This is a genomic window from Dokdonia sp. R78006, from assembly GCF_042466145.1.
Taxonomy (GTDB): domain Bacteria; phylum Bacteroidota; class Bacteroidia; order Flavobacteriales; family Flavobacteriaceae; genus Dokdonia.
The window spans coordinates 1,021,290-1,037,797 of record NZ_JAXHBU010000001.1; the positions used below are offsets into that span (position 1 = coordinate 1,021,290).

At 36.5% G+C, this 16,508-nt stretch carries 17 protein-coding genes; 7 read left to right on the top strand and 10 right to left on the bottom strand.

The window, feature by feature from the left end; translation table 11 throughout:
- Positions 1 to 247 precede the first annotated feature (247 nt).
- Positions 248 to 964 carry an ABC transporter ATP-binding protein gene (locus SJY37_RS04650; protein WP_298323481.1) on the bottom strand — a complete coding sequence of 239 codons (717 nt, stop codon included), beginning with the start codon at positions 962 to 964 and terminating at the stop codon, positions 248 to 250.
- An 8-nt stretch (positions 965 to 972) separates the two neighbouring features.
- On the bottom strand, positions 973 to 2,442 hold the full coding sequence (locus tag SJY37_RS04655) for a DUF5687 family protein (RefSeq protein ID WP_298323479.1): 1,470 nt from the start codon (positions 2,440 to 2,442) through the stop codon (positions 973 to 975).
- 93 nt (positions 2,443 to 2,535) lie between these two features.
- Here SJY37_RS04655 and SJY37_RS04660 point away from each other — a divergent pair, with 93 nt between their 5' ends.
- The 5 genes from SJY37_RS04660 to SJY37_RS04680 all read left to right on the top strand — a co-directional run bounded on the left by SJY37_RS04660 (position 2,536) and on the right by SJY37_RS04680 (position 6,030).
- Positions 2,536 to 3,588, top strand: a complete 1,053-nt coding sequence (locus tag SJY37_RS04660) for a ferredoxin--NADP reductase (RefSeq protein ID WP_298323477.1) — start codon at positions 2,536 to 2,538, stop codon at positions 3,586 to 3,588.
- Positions 3,589 to 3,764: 176 nt separating this feature from the next.
- The gene (locus SJY37_RS04665; RefSeq protein WP_298323475.1) at positions 3,765 to 4,169 is read left to right on the top strand and encodes a hypothetical protein; all 405 of its coding nucleotides are present in this window, start codon (positions 3,765 to 3,767) and stop codon (positions 4,167 to 4,169) included.
- Positions 4,170 to 4,280: 111 nt separating this feature from the next.
- Complete coding sequence (locus tag SJY37_RS04670) at positions 4,281 to 5,006, top strand: hypothetical protein (RefSeq protein ID WP_298323473.1); 726 nt, start codon at positions 4,281 to 4,283, stop codon at positions 5,004 to 5,006.
- Positions 5,007 to 5,077: 71 nt separating this feature from the next.
- Complete coding sequence (locus SJY37_RS04675) at positions 5,078 to 5,371, top strand: hypothetical protein (RefSeq protein ID WP_298323460.1); 294 nt, start codon at positions 5,078 to 5,080, stop codon at positions 5,369 to 5,371.
- The gene (locus tag SJY37_RS04680) at positions 5,368 to 6,030 is read left to right on the top strand and encodes an ATP-binding cassette domain-containing protein (RefSeq protein WP_298323459.1); all 663 of its coding nucleotides are present in this window, start codon (positions 5,368 to 5,370) and stop codon (positions 6,028 to 6,030) included. The genes SJY37_RS04675 and SJY37_RS04680 overlap by 4 nt, the downstream gene beginning before the upstream one ends.
- Positions 6,031 to 6,527: 497 nt before the next feature.
- Here SJY37_RS04680 and SJY37_RS04685 read toward each other — a convergent pair whose 3' ends face one another.
- From SJY37_RS04685 to SJY37_RS04700, 4 genes are all read right to left on the bottom strand, one after another.
- Positions 6,528 to 7,481 (bottom strand): nitronate monooxygenase family protein, encoded by a 954-nt coding sequence (locus SJY37_RS04685; RefSeq protein ID WP_298323457.1) that lies wholly within the window; start codon positions 7,479 to 7,481, stop codon positions 6,528 to 6,530.
- Positions 7,482 to 7,538: 57 nt separating this feature from the next.
- Positions 7,539 to 8,552: a glycosyltransferase family 9 protein gene (locus SJY37_RS04690; RefSeq protein ID WP_298323455.1), complete on the bottom strand. Its 1,014-nt coding sequence runs from the start codon at positions 8,550 to 8,552 to the stop codon at positions 7,539 to 7,541.
- 58 nt (positions 8,553 to 8,610) lie between these two features.
- Positions 8,611 to 9,222 carry a DUF4254 domain-containing protein gene (locus SJY37_RS04695; protein ID WP_013750696.1) on the bottom strand — a complete coding sequence of 204 codons (612 nt, stop codon included), beginning with the start codon at positions 9,220 to 9,222 and terminating at the stop codon, positions 8,611 to 8,613.
- A 179-nt stretch (positions 9,223 to 9,401) separates the two neighbouring features.
- Entirely contained in the window at positions 9,402 to 10,328 is a 927-nt protein-coding gene (locus SJY37_RS04700) for a DUF6427 family protein (RefSeq protein WP_298323451.1), read from the bottom strand.
- Between the two features lie 81 nt (positions 10,329 to 10,409).
- On the opposite strand from SJY37_RS04700, the gene SJY37_RS04705 reads away from it, so the two are divergent.
- Positions 10,410 to 10,673 carry a uracil phosphoribosyltransferase gene (locus tag SJY37_RS04705; RefSeq protein WP_108877437.1) on the top strand — a complete coding sequence of 88 codons (264 nt, stop codon included), beginning with the start codon at positions 10,410 to 10,412 and terminating at the stop codon, positions 10,671 to 10,673.
- Positions 10,674 to 10,677: 4 nt separating this feature from the next.
- Here SJY37_RS04705 and purD read toward each other — a convergent pair whose 3' ends face one another.
- A complete protein-coding gene (gene purD / locus SJY37_RS04710; protein WP_298323447.1) occupies positions 10,678 to 11,946 on the bottom strand; it encodes a phosphoribosylamine--glycine ligase in 1,269 nt (422 codons plus the stop codon).
- Positions 11,947 to 12,037: 91 nt separating this feature from the next.
- On the opposite strand from purD, the gene SJY37_RS04715 reads away from it, so the two are divergent.
- On the top strand, positions 12,038 to 13,321 hold the full coding sequence (locus SJY37_RS04715; protein ID WP_298323858.1) for a phenylacetate--CoA ligase family protein: 1,284 nt from the start codon (positions 12,038 to 12,040) through the stop codon (positions 13,319 to 13,321).
- Here the strand turns inward: SJY37_RS04715 and SJY37_RS04720 are convergent.
- From SJY37_RS04720 to SJY37_RS04730, 3 genes are read right to left on the bottom strand one after another with little or no spacing between them, the layout of a single operon-like run.
- Entirely contained in the window at positions 13,318 to 14,118 is an 801-nt protein-coding gene (locus SJY37_RS04720) for a glycosyltransferase family 2 protein (RefSeq protein WP_298323444.1), read from the bottom strand. The genes SJY37_RS04715 and SJY37_RS04720 overlap by 4 nt on opposite strands.
- Entirely contained in the window at positions 14,102 to 15,454 is a 1,353-nt protein-coding gene (locus tag SJY37_RS04725) for an undecaprenyl-phosphate glucose phosphotransferase (RefSeq protein WP_298323442.1), read from the bottom strand. The genes SJY37_RS04720 and SJY37_RS04725 overlap by 17 nt, the downstream gene beginning before the upstream one ends.
- Positions 15,455 to 15,456: 2 nt before the next feature.
- Complete coding sequence (locus tag SJY37_RS04730; protein ID WP_298323440.1) at positions 15,457 to 16,443, bottom strand: UDP-glucuronic acid decarboxylase family protein; 987 nt, start codon at positions 16,441 to 16,443, stop codon at positions 15,457 to 15,459.
- Positions 16,444 to 16,508 lie beyond the last annotated feature (65 nt).

Below are 16,508 nucleotides of genomic sequence, written 5' to 3' on the forward strand. Positions count from 1 at the left end.
GAAGATTTCTATCAGTAATTAAATAGTATTCACTTAGTAAGAAATATCCTCTTCACAACAAATAAGCAGCAAAAAGACATTTTACGCAATCGTTTGAATTTTTATTATAAAAATTACCCCATGTTCATCATTGATTGCAAGCACTTTAGTACATTTACAATTCAAGCCGTTTAAACGGTTTGAACAATTAAGTTGGGGAACTTAGGAAATGGTTGCTTTATTGTGACCATTTTTTTTTACCTAAAACTTATATCTCTGTGATCACCTCATTACCAGCAAAATAACCTTCTAACTCTTTAAGAGTCGCTGGTGAGGTAATAATGTCCTTTACAAGTTCTCCTTTCTCAAGCACTACAATACGCTCACAAACTTCTGTAACATGCTGTAAGTCATGACTTGAAACAAGTACTGTAACCTCCTTGTCAATGGCCATTTGCTTGATAATTCCTTTGAGTCTTATTTGCGTAGTTGGGTCCAGATTTGCAAAAGGTTCATCAAGAATAATAACATCAGGCTTTCCTATAAGCGTTGCCACGATACCCACTTTTTTCTGATTTCCCTTAGAGAGATCACGCAAATACTTGCGCTTTCCTATAATCTCATCATTAAAGAAATCTTCAAAAGTTGCAAGTAACGCATCTACATCTGCCTTATTCTCGCCTCTCAAGTCTCCTATAAAGTAAAAGTATTCCTCTGGTGTTAAGTAACCTATGAGAAAAGTCTCGTCTATAAAAGATGCGGTGTGTGTTTTCCAGTCTTCACTTTCATTTACCTTTACTCCACCATTTTCTATATAACCAGAAGTAGGCTGGATAAGATCTAGCAAACAGCTAAAAAGTGTTGTTTTACCCGCGCCGTTATTACCTACGAGTCCAAATGATTGTCCCTTAGGAATCTCAAAACCTTCAAGATTAAGAACTGTTACTCCACTATATGATTTTGATAAGTTGTTTATAGTAATCATAGTCTCTGTTATTTAGTTTGTTTGTAAGCATCAAGCGTTTTATACTTCTCGCTCTTATATATTTTAATAATCTGGTCAAACACTTTATCTCTAAAGGCAAAACCTATCAACCCTACTATAGCAACAAGTGCGTACCCTAGCATAGGCCCCACTGTAAAGTGGCCTATAGCATATAAAGCCATTGGTCCAAGCATTTTTGGCAAGCTCACGAGTAATGTTTTAAGGTTAAAAGAGCTCTTATCACCAAAGGCTTTTTTACCACTCTGTAAGTCTATAGGTGTTTTTATAAACGCACCACCAAGTAACACTAAGTGAGCGTTAATTCCCATATTAAAAATGGCGCCAACAATGATGGCGAGTAGCACATCTACCCCAAAGTAAACATAAGGAATACAAAGTATTGCAGAGATAAGAGTGGCGATTACCACTAGTAACCACTTTGATTTTAAATACTCTTTATAAGCGATATTTTGCGTCATCATGAGCGGATAGTAAGCACTATCCCATGATGGAACAAACTGACCAAAACTGAACAAAAACCCTCCCGACACAAACACTGCCGCAAACATCATCCAGAACGGACCACTATAAACCTCTATAGCATCTCCAAAAAACAACAATCCATAAAACAAAAACATCATACTCATAAAGACCGTAGTCTTAGAGCGTTTATTTCTCATTATAAGTCTAATGTCATTTTTGAGAAATGTAGATTGTTTCCCAAAACGGTCTAACCATCCTAAATCTCCACCGCTTGCTTTACTCACCTTTTTTGCCAGCCCTGCATCAAGGTATAATCGTGCTAAGAAATATTTAAATGCGATGGTTGCCACCACAGCAAGTAGTGCTATGGGGAAAATAACCGTCCACTTCACTTCATACAACCCTTGAAAGAATGGCTGAGTGAAAGCAGTAATATCAAAATATTCATAATACTGAGCAGCGCCTAGAAGTGCAAAAAGCACTCCCGTACCTATCACTAACCACAGCTTATCATTCAAAAAGACATTGATAAAGTTATTTGCATATATAAAACAGAACATTGCAATATGCCATACCAATACTCCCAGCGGATTAAAGTCTTGTGTAATTAATACAATAGAGAATGGAATAAAGAAAAATGCATGCATCCAGTTCCAAAAAGAAAGTACCGTCTTGCCTAATGCAAATTTTACAATTTTGGTCTTCTTAAAAGGCAGTAGTAACAGCGGCTTGATATTAACTACTGGCATTTTCTGACCCATATATCGTATAATGAGATCACCCACTACATAATAAATCATAAACATATTTACCGTAGCAAATGGTTCGAGATCCATTTTCTCAAGAAGGAAATAGAGTCCTACACCTGCACCTCCTAAGTACAATATCATCATCAACACCCCAAAAATCATCAAGATCTTGAGAGCGAGGTTGGTTTGAAAAGAAGCACTTCTAAAAAAAGCCTTCCACTCAAGGCTTATAAATTGTTTTACCATAATTACAGGTTATTTAGCGAGGTATAGGTATTTAAACTCTCGATAATGTTACATACAAAACGCAATCGTTTGTATTTTTACAAAAAAAACATAATGTCACAATTCCATACACTTCATATACAAAGCATTACGCGCGTTACAGAAAAATCTGTGGCAGTAACTTTTGCCGTTCCAGATTCACTTAAAGAAGATTTTAACTTCTCTGCAGGACAATATATAACTTTAAAAACTCAAATTAATGGCGAGGAAGTTCGTCGCGCATATTCTCTTTGCAGCACTCCTCAAGAAGGACTTACTGTTGCGATAAAAGAAGTTGAGAATGGTACCTTTTCCACCTATGCAAACCGTGAGTTAAAAGAGGGTGATACCATGGACGTTCATACACCAGAAGGACGATTTAAAATTGAAAATTCCGCTTTCGCGAAAGCGCAAACCTACGCAGCCTTTGCCGCAGGATCAGGAATCACGCCTATCTTATCAATGATTAAGACTACTTTATCACAGTCTGCAGATAGTAAATTTGTTCTAGTGTACGGAAACCGCACCGAAGAAGAAGCCATGTTCCGCGATGAGTTAATTGCTTTACGTGACCAGTACAAAGATCGTTTCTCTATAGAGTTTATTTACTCTCAAACACGAGTAGATGGAGCACATTTTGGACGTATAATGAAAGCTACAGTTAATTTTGTAGTGAAAAATAAATATGCGGCAAATGACTTTAACGAGTACTTCTTATGTGGTCCAGAAGCCATGATCAAAGAAGTTTCTAAAGTGCTTAAGGAAAATGACACTAAGGAAGAAAATATACACTTCGAGCTTTTTACAGCAAGTACAGAAGAGGTAACTATAGAAGCAAACCTAGATGGTAAAACTGCTATCAAAGTAGTTTGCGACGATGAGGAATTTGAGTTTACTATGGAGAAAGATGCTGTCATTCTTGATGCAGCTTTAGATCAAGATATAGATGCTCCACATTCTTGTCAAGGCGGCATATGCAGCAGCTGTATTGCTCGTGTAACAGAAGGAACAGCAGTAATGTCACAAAACCAAATCTTAACAGACTCAGAAGTAGCCGAAGGATTAATACTTACCTGCCAGGCGCATCCTACCTCAGCTTCGATTGTAGTAGATTATGATGATGTGTAGTCTTTTACGATAACATATTTTTAAAACTCACTGGGTATAGCTACTTAATGAGTTTTTTCTTTTTAAACACTTGCATGTACTTATCATTTGTAGATATATTGCAGGCTTCTTTTTAGGAGAATGAAAATTTCGACAAATAGATAGCAAGTAAAAGAAATCACTAAACAAATTAAACAATGGATGTAAACCTACAAGAATTCCCAATATTATCTACACTACCAGCTCAAGAACTTCAATCCCACATTGATAGCTATATATTGTTTATGAAGACTACCTATAATGTAAGATATGTAGGTTTTGCAGTAGCTGGACTATTTGGTATTTACAGCATTTTTATTTCTGGAAAACGTGTTACTTATTCAGAGAAGAATATTATAGAAATGACAATGCTCGCACTAGGAGTCTTAATAATAGCTATACTTATTTGGTTTTTAGTTTCCATTCTTAAGAAAAATGCCGCACTGAAAAAAGGACTAAGAGCAACTGCAGAAAAGCATGCCTTAGATAAAAAATCATTTTTAAAGGAATTTAATGCTTTTGTTATAGGGCAACATGGTGGTAAGGGAGTTTATAAAATATAGCAATCAAGAATATCAACAAACAGCTTATATTCAATTAGTTAATGTTATCTACATTTCATGTAAAACTATTTATATTTATTACATTGATGTTTTAACTGTAAACATCTAATCATGAAACTTATACAATCCCTACATGTCGCTACAATATTTATTTTAACCACATTTTCGCTCTTTGGACAGCAAAGTAGTGTTACCGAGACTAATTTTAATGCTCTTTCCTCTATATCAAATGCTGGAGCACCTAATACTATAGGCACAGCATCAGGAAGTTCGAGTATGTTTTCTTCTTCGCCAACTAATGTTGAAGGGTCATATTACGTATTTGAAAATTGGGAAAACAATGCTGTAATTGAATTAAATAATGGCAAAAAATATGTCTTAGAGCAAAACTTCAATATTAACGCTTATAAAGGTTCATTTGAATCAAAAATATCAGAGGAATCTGTGTACATATTTGAACTTGGTGACATTAAAAAAGTAAACATTAACTACAATCCTTATGTAGTTAAGTATTTTAAGAAAGAAAATAAATTTGTTCTCTTTCAAGAGTTAGGAAATTATAATGGAAAGACTTTATTAAAAGACTTCAAAGCAGAGCTTATACAAAGAGGATCAGACCCATATAGGGGTAATTTAAATGATCAAATAGTTATAAATAGTAATTATTACATATCTCAAAATGATGAAATACTAAAGATAAGACTAAAAAAATCTTCTATTATCAATCAATTTGATAATGAGTCTAATGCAGTAAAAACCTTTATGAAAGATGAAAAGTTATCCTTTAAGGAAGATAATGACTTAAGAAAGCTCTTTAGATTTTTGAATAATTCTTAAGGTTTATAACCCCTGCTTTTTAACCATCATTACTCATTTGCAAAAACAATTACTCTCCCTACTTTTAATCCATGTGGACCTATTACCGTGATGTAACTTTATACGCCGCAGGCATTTGCTTACTGTTTGGGCTAGTTCACGTTCCCGCTAGTGAACGTATCGCTGTAGGTATAATTACCACCATCATTATTTTTGGAGTTTTTGGCACTGGCTTAGGTGTTTTGGCATTTGCGTATTTTCAAAAGCAGCAATATTATATGTATTATAATCTTGGTTTTACAAAGCGCTATCTGATACTACGTGCATGGGCGGTAAATTTTGTTCTTGCCTGTATACTCACTGTTTTTGTACTCCCGTTTATATGAAAAATGAACTCAATGTACACGGTCTCTACAAAAACTTTGGAAGGAAAAACATACTCACAGATGTATCTTTCAATCTTAGTACAGGAGATGTCTTAGGACTTTTTGGAAAAAATGGATGTGGAAAATCTACCCTACTTAAGATACTCTTTGGCACCTTGAAAGCAAATCAGATTGACCTTACTCTTAATGGCGCCAGTATATCTCCTAGCGCTGTAATATCTGAACAGTATATAGGTTATCTACCGCAAGAAAGCTTCTTACCCAAGCATTTAAAAGTGAGAGATATTATTCCGTTATTTCATGAAAGTGGTGATGCTCAAGACACCATCTTTAGAGCTCCATTTATTGAAAAAATTGCTTCAAGAAAGGCAGGCCTACTCTCCATGGGAGAAATACGTTATCTAGAATTACTACTTGTCGCAAACCTCAACCACCCTTTCTTAATGCTTGATGAGCCTTTCTCTATGATAGAACCTCTTTACAAGGAGAAAATAAAAGAGTTTTTAATTTCGCTTAAAGCGAAAAAAGGAATCATACTCACAGATCACTATTATACAGATGTATTTGATGTTTCTACTAAGAACTTGGTATTAAAAGATGGTGTTGCTCATGAAGTTCATACCTCAAAAGATCTGAAAGATTTTGGTTATTTGAGGTAAGCAGACTTTCTGAAAATTTCCGCCTTGAGCTACTTATGTGACCTCTCCTTTCGTCGAGATGACAATCTGTAGTCATTTCGACAGAGCGAGGTACGAGCGACGAGAAATCGCATAAGAGTGAAAACCTTGTGTGGGGAATCTTATGACGTTGCTTGTGAGCTATATTCTTAAGCTACTTGTGTGATCTCTCCTAGCGTCGAGATGACGAATCTATAGTCATTTCGACAGAGCGAGGCACGAGTGACGAGAAATCGCATAAGAGTGAAAACGTTGTGTGAGCTATATTCTTAAGTTACATGTGTGATCTCTCCTAGCATCGAGATGACAATCTGTAGTCATTTAGACAGAGCGAGTTACGAGCGACGAGAAATCGCATAAGAGTGAGAACGTTATATGAGAAATTTTAAAACGCTACTTGCGGAGCTATATTCCGAAGCTACTTGTGTGATCTCTCCTAGCGTCGAGATGACAGTTCATTTTTTCGCGAAAGCGTACTTCTATATAAACTTCTTTATAATAGTAGCCACAGGCTCTATAGCAGTCGTTTCTTCTATAGATGGCCCTGCTACCCAGACTGTTTTATAAGTAGCACTCTGAGCAGCTTTTGTGGTGTCACGCATTCCTTTTGCAAAGCGAATCGCTTTTACCCACTTCTTAAGTTTCTTATTCTTGTTAAGTAAGCCTTCTAACCACGTTTGCTTAGTCCCTATCTTTTGAACGTAAGGCGTGTTTATGACAGTACAAGGTGTACCAGAGATCTTCTGAGTCATTACGATATCCTTAGCTCCAAAGTCTACACAAGCTTGCTTGTATTCTTGAGATACTGGAGCCTCTTCTGATGCTATAAAAGGGCTTCCTATACTTGCTCCTATGGCACCATAAGACATGGCGCGCTCTAGATCTGCTTTATTTGCAACGCCTCCAGCAGTGATTACTGGAATGGTACAGTTTTCATTAAGTTCTTTTATTAATGCTTCGGGAGCGATGTTTCCTCTGTGTCCTCCTGCTTGATTGTTTACAGCAACGAGCGCATCACAGCCCATAGCCTCAACCTTTTTTGAATAACCAAGGTCTGTTACATCACAAAACACTTTGATTCCCTTAGGTTTTGCCTGCTCAATCACCATTTGTGGTGATCCTAAGGATGTAATTATAAAGTCTACCCCTAGCTCACAAGCCGCTTCCAGCTGTGCAGGGTATTTCATGTTTGACTTATTTACAATGAGGTTAATACCAAAAGCTCCTCCAGGAACTTTGGCAGCCTTAAGCTCAGTAATTGCTGCCTTAAGCTCATCTATCGTTCTATAATTGAGTGCTGGTACACAAGCAGCAATTCCGTTTTGCATTCCGGCTTTAAGCATCGCTACATTAGATACCAAAAACATAGGTGCCATAATGATAGGATGTGTAATTCCAAGTAAATCTTTTAGGGTAGGTTTTGTTGTGGTCATAACATTCAATTTAAACAAATATAATCAATCTTATTATGCGTGCATAATACTTTTATATTAGATCGTATCCGTGATTTTGTCAACAATATTAACAGGTAAGATAGTCGTCATCACATCCTCATACCCTTCTGGCACTACGTTTCCATAAATAGAAGTCGGTATTTCTGGATACTTTTTTCTATCTGAAAGTAAGCAGTTTGCATCTTGGTTAAATGGTGCAAATCCTGCGTATGGGTGCGTTACTCCCCACAACGTTATGGTAGGAATCCCATACATTGCTGCTAGGTGTGCATTACCGCTATCCATAGCGAGCATACCATCTAGCTGACTGATAAGATTAATTTCTTCTTTGAATTTGAGTTTTCCGGCAACCACCTTTGTCATCATGCAACCTTGCGAAAGGTCTCTAAGTATCTCCACCTCATCTGGCGCTCCAAAAAGGAATAAATTGTATTCTTTTTTATCATCTAGCTGTCTAATAACCTGTTCCATCAAGTCTAGTGGATATTGCTTTCCTTGGTGTGCTGCAAAAGGCGCTATGCCAATCCATTTTTTATGACAACGAGCAGTAAACTCCATAACCTCCTCCTGTTTGTTAGGTTTAGGAAGTGTTTCTGGTATAAAATGACGTCCATCTAACTCTTCAATAACATCTTGATATCTTGCTATTGTAGTCTTAAGGGCTTTAAAAACTTTATCTGTACTTCTAGTAAGTGCTTTTTTATCTGGTCTACCTTTATCTAGATAAACGCTGGGAAGATTAAGAAACTTACGCAGCATTTTTGACCGAATTACATTGTGCATATCTGCTACATGTGTAATTCCCAATTTTTTAAGTTGGCGCGATAATTTCCACATACCGCTTACACCTTTATGTATAGTATTAACTTCGGCAGCGATAAAGGCTACATTAGGTATTGCCTCTACAATAGGCCTAAAAAAAGGTTTTGAAAGGAAGTATATTTTTATTTCTGGGTTCGCTTTCGCGAAAGCGTACACCACAGGCACCGTCATCGCAACGTCTCCCATTGCAGAAAGACGAATGATGAGCATGTGTTTTTGTTGAGCCATTATCTCGCTAGACTTGTGAAGGGTTTATCGATTTCAAACTAAAACCTTCAACAGATAATTATTTTTTGATGTTGCGCAGTACTGGGTTGAGCTCATCATCATTGTACATCTTCATCTGCTTGTAGACTTTCATGTATTTATCTCCCTTTGAGATATCCTCAAGTAAGGTATCTATCGCTGTCGAAAGATCTACACGTTGCTCAAGTAATATATCAAGTTTAGTTTTACAAGCTGCTCGGTGTGCATCACTAGCATCTGTGCGAGTTGCTTCCTCGTCCATGTGGTACACTTTGAGCGCTAATATAGATAAGCGATCTACTCCCCAAGCCGGACTTTCTGTATTAATTGTAGCATTCTCTTTAACCTCAACACTGTTATATTTTTCAAGAAAATAGCTGTCTATATATTCAACCATGTCTGTGCGATCTTGGTTAGACGCATCAATCTTACGTTTTAGAGTCAAGGCTGCTACTGGATCAATCTGCGGATCACGAATGATGTCTTCATAATGCCACTGTACCGTATCTATCCAGCATTTTCTGTATAATAGGTGACCCAATAAATCTTCTCCCTTATCATACTTATTGATAAATGGTTGGTCTACCGTATTTACTAAATGATAAGTGTCGATTGCTTCTTTAAAAATGGCGTTTGCCTTTTCTGTAAACATATAATTGTTTTCTATAATGTAATTGTTCTATAATGCGGAGTGCTCCATACAAGGTATAAATCCTCTGAGGCATGCGGGTGATAAGCATGGTCTACAAAGATATTATTTTTTGAGTTGGCATAGCGACCTGCCTTTACTTGTTATAAGTAGCATTGGATTTAGAAACAAGAGCTGTCAAATTAAGGTAGTAGATGTATTATGATAGGTAATAATATGATAAACCATAATAAGCTTTCCTTAAATAGCAAGCTCTCTGTATTTTCGAGATAATTACTTACAATGATGGTCATTATGGGAATAATAAAGTACCACTCTGCGCCTGTTTTTGTGGTGGTAAACAAGATTACCATTAGACCCACAGTTAGTATTCCTAATATAACTGAATATCTACTTTTTGATCCCGTAGAAGCCCTTCGTTGTTCGCCTAGATATTTCCATATAGTCCACAATAATGTCCCTATGAAGAAAGCAATTGCCGCGAGCACCTGTAAATTATTATAAGCTGTAAAATCTAGTGATATAGACTGAAATGATAATGACACCTCAGAAGGATCACCCACTTGAAACAATAGAATAGAATAATAAATTACACTAAAACTCAGTAATGCTAGTAGCGGAATAAACAGATATCTTACTACCGTAATTCTATAAAATAATAACGCTAGATAAATTGCTATAACGTACAACCAGCTAAAATAAAAAGCTAGAGAGGCTAATAATATCCACAGTGCCGCGTCAAAAATTTTGCGCTCCATATGTAATTCTGACTTGAAACTGATGATCCTACGTAGCGCAATTAAGATAAAAAACCCAGCTATTAAAATGGCGTGATCCTTTAGAGCGACTGGTAATGCCAGGCTAAATGCTGCAAATAAAAGTACTCCATAAGATGATCGCTTAGTAAGATCATTTTTTTGAGAAACAAAACTTAATATAAACATTGTGAGTACATAAAGTATCCACATACCTAGTGTTGTAAATGTGCTTAGCCATGTAAATGGCTCAGTAATTATGTCCCTATGACTATAAAAAAAGCCCAAGGTCATATATATCAAAACAATTGCAATAGCGAGTGGTTTTGATGACCCAAAAAATCTTGTGAGCATAGCTAGTTTTTTTCCTATTTTTGCAATAACATCTTTATAAGATGCATAATTAAGATTTCAATATTGTAAACATACAACATTATGAGTTTGACAGGACTTTACGAAGGCATTCAAGAATTTGCAGAAGCAACTTTATTTGCACCTTTCAACGCACTTGCAGAATTAGAACTGAGCAATTGGTGGCTAGCTAACGGAATCAACTGGTTCTTTATGCTTATTTGTGCTGCAGCTATCGTATACTGGGTTATGGAAATCAAAAAGTATGACGATAACGATACAGAATACCGCGAGGCAAAAGCTCACGGTTTCTTAGGTAAAAACAGCGAGCTAGAAAGCAACCTTTAATTTACTATAGGTCAAAACCTATATCTGTACGATAATTCATCCTATCAAAATGTAGTTTTTCTATATTCTGGTAGGATTTTTTTATGGCCTCTCTGTAATCTTCATGGAAGGAAGTGATGGCAATCACTCTACCACCATTAGTAACTACTGCGCCATCTTTTTCTGTAGTTCCTGCATGAAAAGCTATAGAACCTTCAATTTTTTCAAGCCCTGTAATTACTTTTCCTTTGTCATATGCCTCTGGATATCCACCAGAAACAAGCATCACTGTTGCCGCACTTCTAGGATCTAGCTTAAACTCTTGCTGGTCTAATGTTTGATTATCAACCGCTTTAAAAAGTGATACAAGATCAGACTGGATACGTGGTAATACTACCTCTGTCTCAGGATCACCCATGCGTACATTGTACTCAATTACCTTGGGGTCATCTCCTACTTTGATAAGACCAATAAATATGAATCCCTTGTAATCTATATTTTCTTTAGTAAGACCATTAACCGTAGGCTTAACAATACGGTCTTCTATTTTTTTCATAAAAGTATCATCTGCAAATGGCACTGGGCTTATTGCACCCATTCCTCCGGTGTTAAGTCCTTTATCACCTTCACCTATGCGTTTGTAATCTTTGGCAGTAGGAAGCACTTTATAGTTTTTACCATCTGTTAGCACAAATACACTAAGCTCGATTCCGTCTAGAAACTCTTCAATCACTACGGTTGTACTTGCATCGCCAAATTTACCACCAAGCATACTTGCTAGTTCCTCCTTTGCCTCATTAAGATCTTCTATAATTAAAACTCCTTTACCCGCCGCAAGACCATCTGCTTTTAATACATATGGAGGATTTAAAGTTTCTAAAAAAGCTTGTCCTTTCTCTAGTGTTTCTGCTGTAAAAGCTTCGTAGGCAGCCGTAGGAATATCATGAGCGATCATAAATTCTTTTGCTCGCTCCTTGCTTCCTTCAAGTTCTGCTCCTTCCTTGCTTGGGCCAATTACAGCAACGTTTTTAAGAGACTCATCTGCTTTAAAGAAGTCATATACTCCTTGCACAAGCGGATCCTCAGGTCCTACAACAACCATTGTTATTTGTTCCTTAATCACTAAAGCTTTGATGGCTTCAAAATCGGTTACGCCTATGGCAACATTCGTTGCAATTTGAGCAGTACCTGCATTACCTGGTGCAACAAAAAGTGAATCACATTGCTCGCTCTGTGCTAGTTTATAAGCAAATGTATGCTCGCGTCCTCCAGAACCTAAGATTAAGATATTCATTATGGTGTATTTTGCGTTTAGACAAAAATAAATGTTTGTATTTTGGCTCCCTAATTAAGACGATGTGAATTTATTCAACTGGGCTTTAAAAATGAAAGGATTTGATACCGCTTTCGCGAAAGCGGAATTGCAACGTATCATAGACATCCCAGAAAATCAGTATGCGGCTTATATATCTGAGCAGAAAAAAAAAATTGTTACCCATCACGAAATCTATAATTCATTTTATAGAAATCTTCTTACTAAAAGAGACGAAAAAGATTGGGAAACACTGCCAGTGCTAACAAAATCAGATTTACAACAGCCTCTTGAAAATAGACTTTCTCAAAACTACGACCGCAAGAGTGTATACGTGAGTAATACTTCTGGTTCTTCTGGACATCCTTTTATTTTTGCAAAAGACAAAGTTGCTCATGCCTTGAGCTGGGTCAGTTTTCAACATAGGTATAATTGGTATCATCTTGATCTGGATACGTCAAAACAGGCCCGTTTTTATGGAATCCCTCTCAATAAAATAGGATATCGGAAGGAAAGGCTCAAGGACAAACTAGGCAACAGATATCGTTTTCCCATTTTTGATCTTTGCGAGCATAAGCTTGCAGATATGGTTAAGAAATTTAGCAAGACACCATTTGATTATATAAATGGCTACACAAGTAGCATTGTATTACTTGCTAAGTACTTGAAAAAGCACCAACTTATACTCACAGATGTTTGTCCTACTCTTAAGGCATGTATTGTCACCAGTGAAATGCTATTTCCTGATGATTTACAGTTAATGGAACAACAATTTAATGTCCCTATCATCAATGAATATGGAGCCTCAGAAGTAGGACTTATAGCCTTTCAAAACAAGAAGAATCAGCTCGAGATAGACAGTGAACTGTTATTTGTCGAAATTCTTGATGATAACGATAAACCTGTGCCTTACGGTGTTGTAGGGCGTATTGTTATTACGTCTTTTTATAACAAAGCACACCCTTTTATACGCTATGATATAGGTGATATGGGATCTTTATCACCGCAGAGCACACTTAAAAAACCTATTTTAGAAAACCTTCAAGGTAGAACAAGTGATATTGCACGTCTTCCTAGCGGTAAAGTAGTTCCTGGCCTCACATTTTATTACGTGACCAAAAGTATTATAGAGGAAGATGGCAATGTAAGTGAGTTCATTATTGAGCAAACTGCTCAAGATTCCTTTACATTTATTTATACCTCTGAAAGACCACTAAATGCTCACGAGAAAATAAATATTGAAAAGGCTACCGCCAAATATCTTGAAGATGGGCTAAAACTATCCTATGAAAAAGTAGCTATCATGAACCGTAGTAATAGAGGAAAGCTCAAACAGTTTACATCTCTAGTCTCTTAGACATCGTATCGCTGTATCCACTTAGGTCTCATTACAAAATACTCCCAGAAAAAGCGTACTAAATATAGGGTGGCTGCTACATGAGAATATCCTAGGCAAGTTTTGTAAAACTGGTAGTTGTACTTAACAAGATTTAATTTATTTGAGCTCATTGAGCCTTCACGTACTCTATAAAGAGCTAGGTCTTCTTTTAAACCTAAGGCTGGTTTCCCACTCTTCTTTATAGCATCTAACCACAGCGCCCAGTCTTGTCTTTTTCTAACATCTGGAGCGCTTATTTTGCCTATTGAGGTTTTGTTGTAAATACCTGTGAGATTTCCCACATAGTTATTACTATGTTGTTTCTTATAAGTGAGTTCTGGTAATGCCACGATGCGTTTTCCAAGTGGTTTTCCATTTTCATTAATATGCACATAGCTGGTATAAGAAACGTCACAACTTGTTTCTTGCATGAAAGCAATTTGTTTAGATAACTTTTCTCGATGCCACAGGTCATCAGAGTCTAAGAAGGCTATAAACTTACCTTGTGCAGCTTCTGTTGCAATGTTGCGGGTGTGTGCGGCACCACTATTTCGCGAAAGCGTAATAAGTTTAATTCTATTATCAAGAGCTATTAGCGCTTTTACAATTTGAACAGAATCATCTGTTGAGCAGTCATCAACGATAATTTGCTCCCAGTTTTGATACGTTTGTGCTTGAATACTCGCGATAGTTTGAGCAATAAAAGGTGCTGCATTATATAGCGGAGTGATAATTGAAACCAGTGGTTCTGTGTCTTTTTTAGTAAGCTTTGTCATCTCCTACAATAGCTTTGTAAATAGTATTAAAAACAATTTTAATATCTAAAAAGAGTGACCAGTTTTCTACGTAGAATATGTCAAATTTTACGCGGTTCACAATATCTTCATCGGTCTCAATTTCTCCTCTATATCCACTTACTTGCGCAAGGCCTGTAATTCCAGGTTTTATAAAGTGACGTACCATAAATTTATCTATGCGCTCCGCATACATATGTGTGTGTCTCACCATATGCGGTCTAGGCCCCACCACAGACATATCTCCCTTAAGAACATTTATAAATTGTGGCAACTCATCCATACTCGTTTTACGCAAGAAGCTACCTACTCTAGTAATACGACTATCATTTTTACTCACCTGCTCAATATCTGCCTCTTCATTATCTCTCATAGAACGAAATTTATAGCAGTAAAACTCGTGATAATCTAATCCATTACGCTTCTGTTTAAAAAACACAGTTCCTTTAGAGTCGAGCTTTATTAAAATAGCAAGTAAAGGTGTGAGCCATGACAATATTCCTACAAGCACGGCCACAGAAAGAAAAATATCAAACGTCCGTTTAATAAACTGATTAAGTGGTTTATCTATGGGGATAGTACGTAGTGATAAGATAGGAGTAATCCCGAGGTATTGATACTCTAGTTTCTTTGTGAAAATCTCGCGACTGTCTGGAATGAATTTTAATATCTTAAGATTGTTATCTGTAAATTCAGATATTTCTCTCAATTCTTCATTTGTAAACTGCTCTACTGAGCAGTATACCTCATCTACATTGTGCTCTAGTATGTAATTAAATATGCTATCAAGAGAAACACTTGAGTCTTTTATATCAAAGGTGCTACTCACTACATAGCCATACCTTTTATTTTCATCAAAAAACTTTTTAAGCTCCTTGACTTGGACATTCCAACCTAAAATGACAACACGACGATGGTTACCTCCTAAAACAGCCCTGTATGTTTTCAACAAGTAAAATATCCCAAATTTATTAATACCTATACCTATAAAAACATATAATACATATAGAAATACGTCGACAGGTGATGCATCTATTTTTTGAAATAGCCCAAAAAATGCAAAAACAAGTAGCGCAAAAATGAATAACTGTAGTAGTAAAAGTGAGACAATGCGTGTGGGCTTTGTGTATCTATATACCTCATAAAAATCTGACTTAATTGTTGAAAAAATCCAAGTCGTCGTGATATACAATGAGAACACCACAAAATTTTCATTCATGATAAGGCACACTTTAGCGAGTAATAAAATAATCACTAAGTCTATGCCATAAATTGCGGGCCTTATATAAAAGGAATATCTACCTACGCGTTGCGCCATACTTACTTGCGTATGTGTTTTGAAAAGTCTTTATGTTCACTTTTGTATAATTGCTCTTGAGATAAGCTTTTAAAGTATTCAAACGTCTTTCTCATGCCTTCCTTGCGGTCTACCTTAGCCTCCCAATCTAATATTTCTATTGCTTTTGAAATATCAGGTTTACGTTGCATAGGGTCGTCTACTGGTAAATCTTTATAAATAACCTTTTGATCTGTTCCAGTAAGTTTTATAATCTCCTCAGCAAAGTCTTTTATCGTGATTTCATCTGGGTTACCTATGTTTACTGGTAGTGCATAATCACTCATTAACAGACGGTAAATCCCTTCTATTTGATCATCTACATAGCAGAAAGAACGAGTCTGTAAACCGTCACCAAATATCGTTAGATCTTCTCCCCTGAGCGCCTGTCCCATAAATGCAGGTATTACTCTACCATCATTGAGTCTCATACGAGGTCCGTATGTATTAAATATACGTACGATACGAGTTTCTAGACCGTGAAAACGATGATAAGCCATCGTGATAGATTCTTGAAAACGTTTTGCCTCGTCATATACCCCTCTAGGTCCTATAGTATTTACATTACCGTAATAATTTTCATCCTGAGGATGCACGAGTGGATCACCATAAACTTCTGATGTTGATGCAATCAAAATTCGGGCATTTTTAACCTTAGCCAACCCTAATAGGTTGTGTGTTCCTAAAGAACCTACTTTAAGTGTCTGGATAGGAATTTTAAGATAGTCTATAGGACTTGCTGGTGATGCAAAATGCAAGATGTAATCGAGTTCACCAGGTACATGTACAAATGTTGTAACGTCGTGATGATGGAACTCAAATTGCTCTAATTTAAAGAGATGCTCAATGTTAGACAGGCTACCAGTGATAAGGTTATCCATACCAATTACATAAAAACCTTCTTTAATAAATCTATCACATAAATGAGACCCTAAAAATCCTGCAGCACCCGTAATTAAAACTCTCTTCATAGTTGGTTGATTAATCTATACAGACTTAAAAATCTGTGTTCGTAAAAATAAGGAAGTATTACCTG

Coding starts and splice junctions, on each gene's coding strand:
- SJY37_RS04650 (WP_298323481.1), bottom strand. CDS start 964: ATGATTACTATAAACAACTTATCAAAATCATATAGTGGAGTAACAGTT.
- SJY37_RS04655 (WP_298323479.1), bottom strand. CDS start 2,442: ATGGTAAAACAATTTATAAGCCTTGAGTGGAAGGCTTTTTTTAGAAGT.
- SJY37_RS04660 (WP_298323477.1), top strand. CDS start 2,536: ATGTCACAATTCCATACACTTCATATACAAAGCATTACGCGCGTTACA.
- SJY37_RS04665 (WP_298323475.1), top strand. CDS start 3,765: ATGGATGTAAACCTACAAGAATTCCCAATATTATCTACACTACCAGCT.
- SJY37_RS04670 (WP_298323473.1), top strand. CDS start 4,281: ATGAAACTTATACAATCCCTACATGTCGCTACAATATTTATTTTAACC.
- SJY37_RS04675 (WP_298323460.1), top strand. CDS start 5,078: ATGTGGACCTATTACCGTGATGTAACTTTATACGCCGCAGGCATTTGC.
- SJY37_RS04680 (WP_298323459.1), top strand. CDS start 5,368: ATGAAAAATGAACTCAATGTACACGGTCTCTACAAAAACTTTGGAAGG.
- SJY37_RS04685 (WP_298323457.1), bottom strand. CDS start 7,481: ATGACCACAACAAAACCTACCCTAAAAGATTTACTTGGAATTACACAT.
- SJY37_RS04690 (WP_298323455.1), bottom strand. CDS start 8,552: ATGGCTCAACAAAAACACATGCTCATCATTCGTCTTTCTGCAATGGGA.
- SJY37_RS04695 (WP_013750696.1), bottom strand. CDS start 9,222: ATGTTTACAGAAAAGGCAAACGCCATTTTTAAAGAAGCAATCGACACT.
- SJY37_RS04700 (WP_298323451.1), bottom strand. CDS start 10,328: ATGCTCACAAGATTTTTTGGGTCATCAAAACCACTCGCTATTGCAATT.
- SJY37_RS04705 (WP_108877437.1), top strand. CDS start 10,410: ATGAGTTTGACAGGACTTTACGAAGGCATTCAAGAATTTGCAGAAGCA.
- purD (WP_298323447.1), bottom strand. CDS start 11,946: ATGAATATCTTAATCTTAGGTTCTGGAGGACGCGAGCATACATTTGCT.
- SJY37_RS04715 (WP_298323858.1), top strand. CDS start 12,038: ATGAAAGGATTTGATACCGCTTTCGCGAAAGCGGAATTGCAACGTATC.
- SJY37_RS04720 (WP_298323444.1), bottom strand. CDS start 14,118: ATGACAAAGCTTACTAAAAAAGACACAGAACCACTGGTTTCAATTATC.
- SJY37_RS04725 (WP_298323442.1), bottom strand. CDS start 15,454: ATGGCGCAACGCGTAGGTAGATATTCCTTTTATATAAGGCCCGCAATT.
- SJY37_RS04730 (WP_298323440.1), bottom strand. CDS start 16,443: ATGAAGAGAGTTTTAATTACGGGTGCTGCAGGATTTTTAGGGTCTCAT.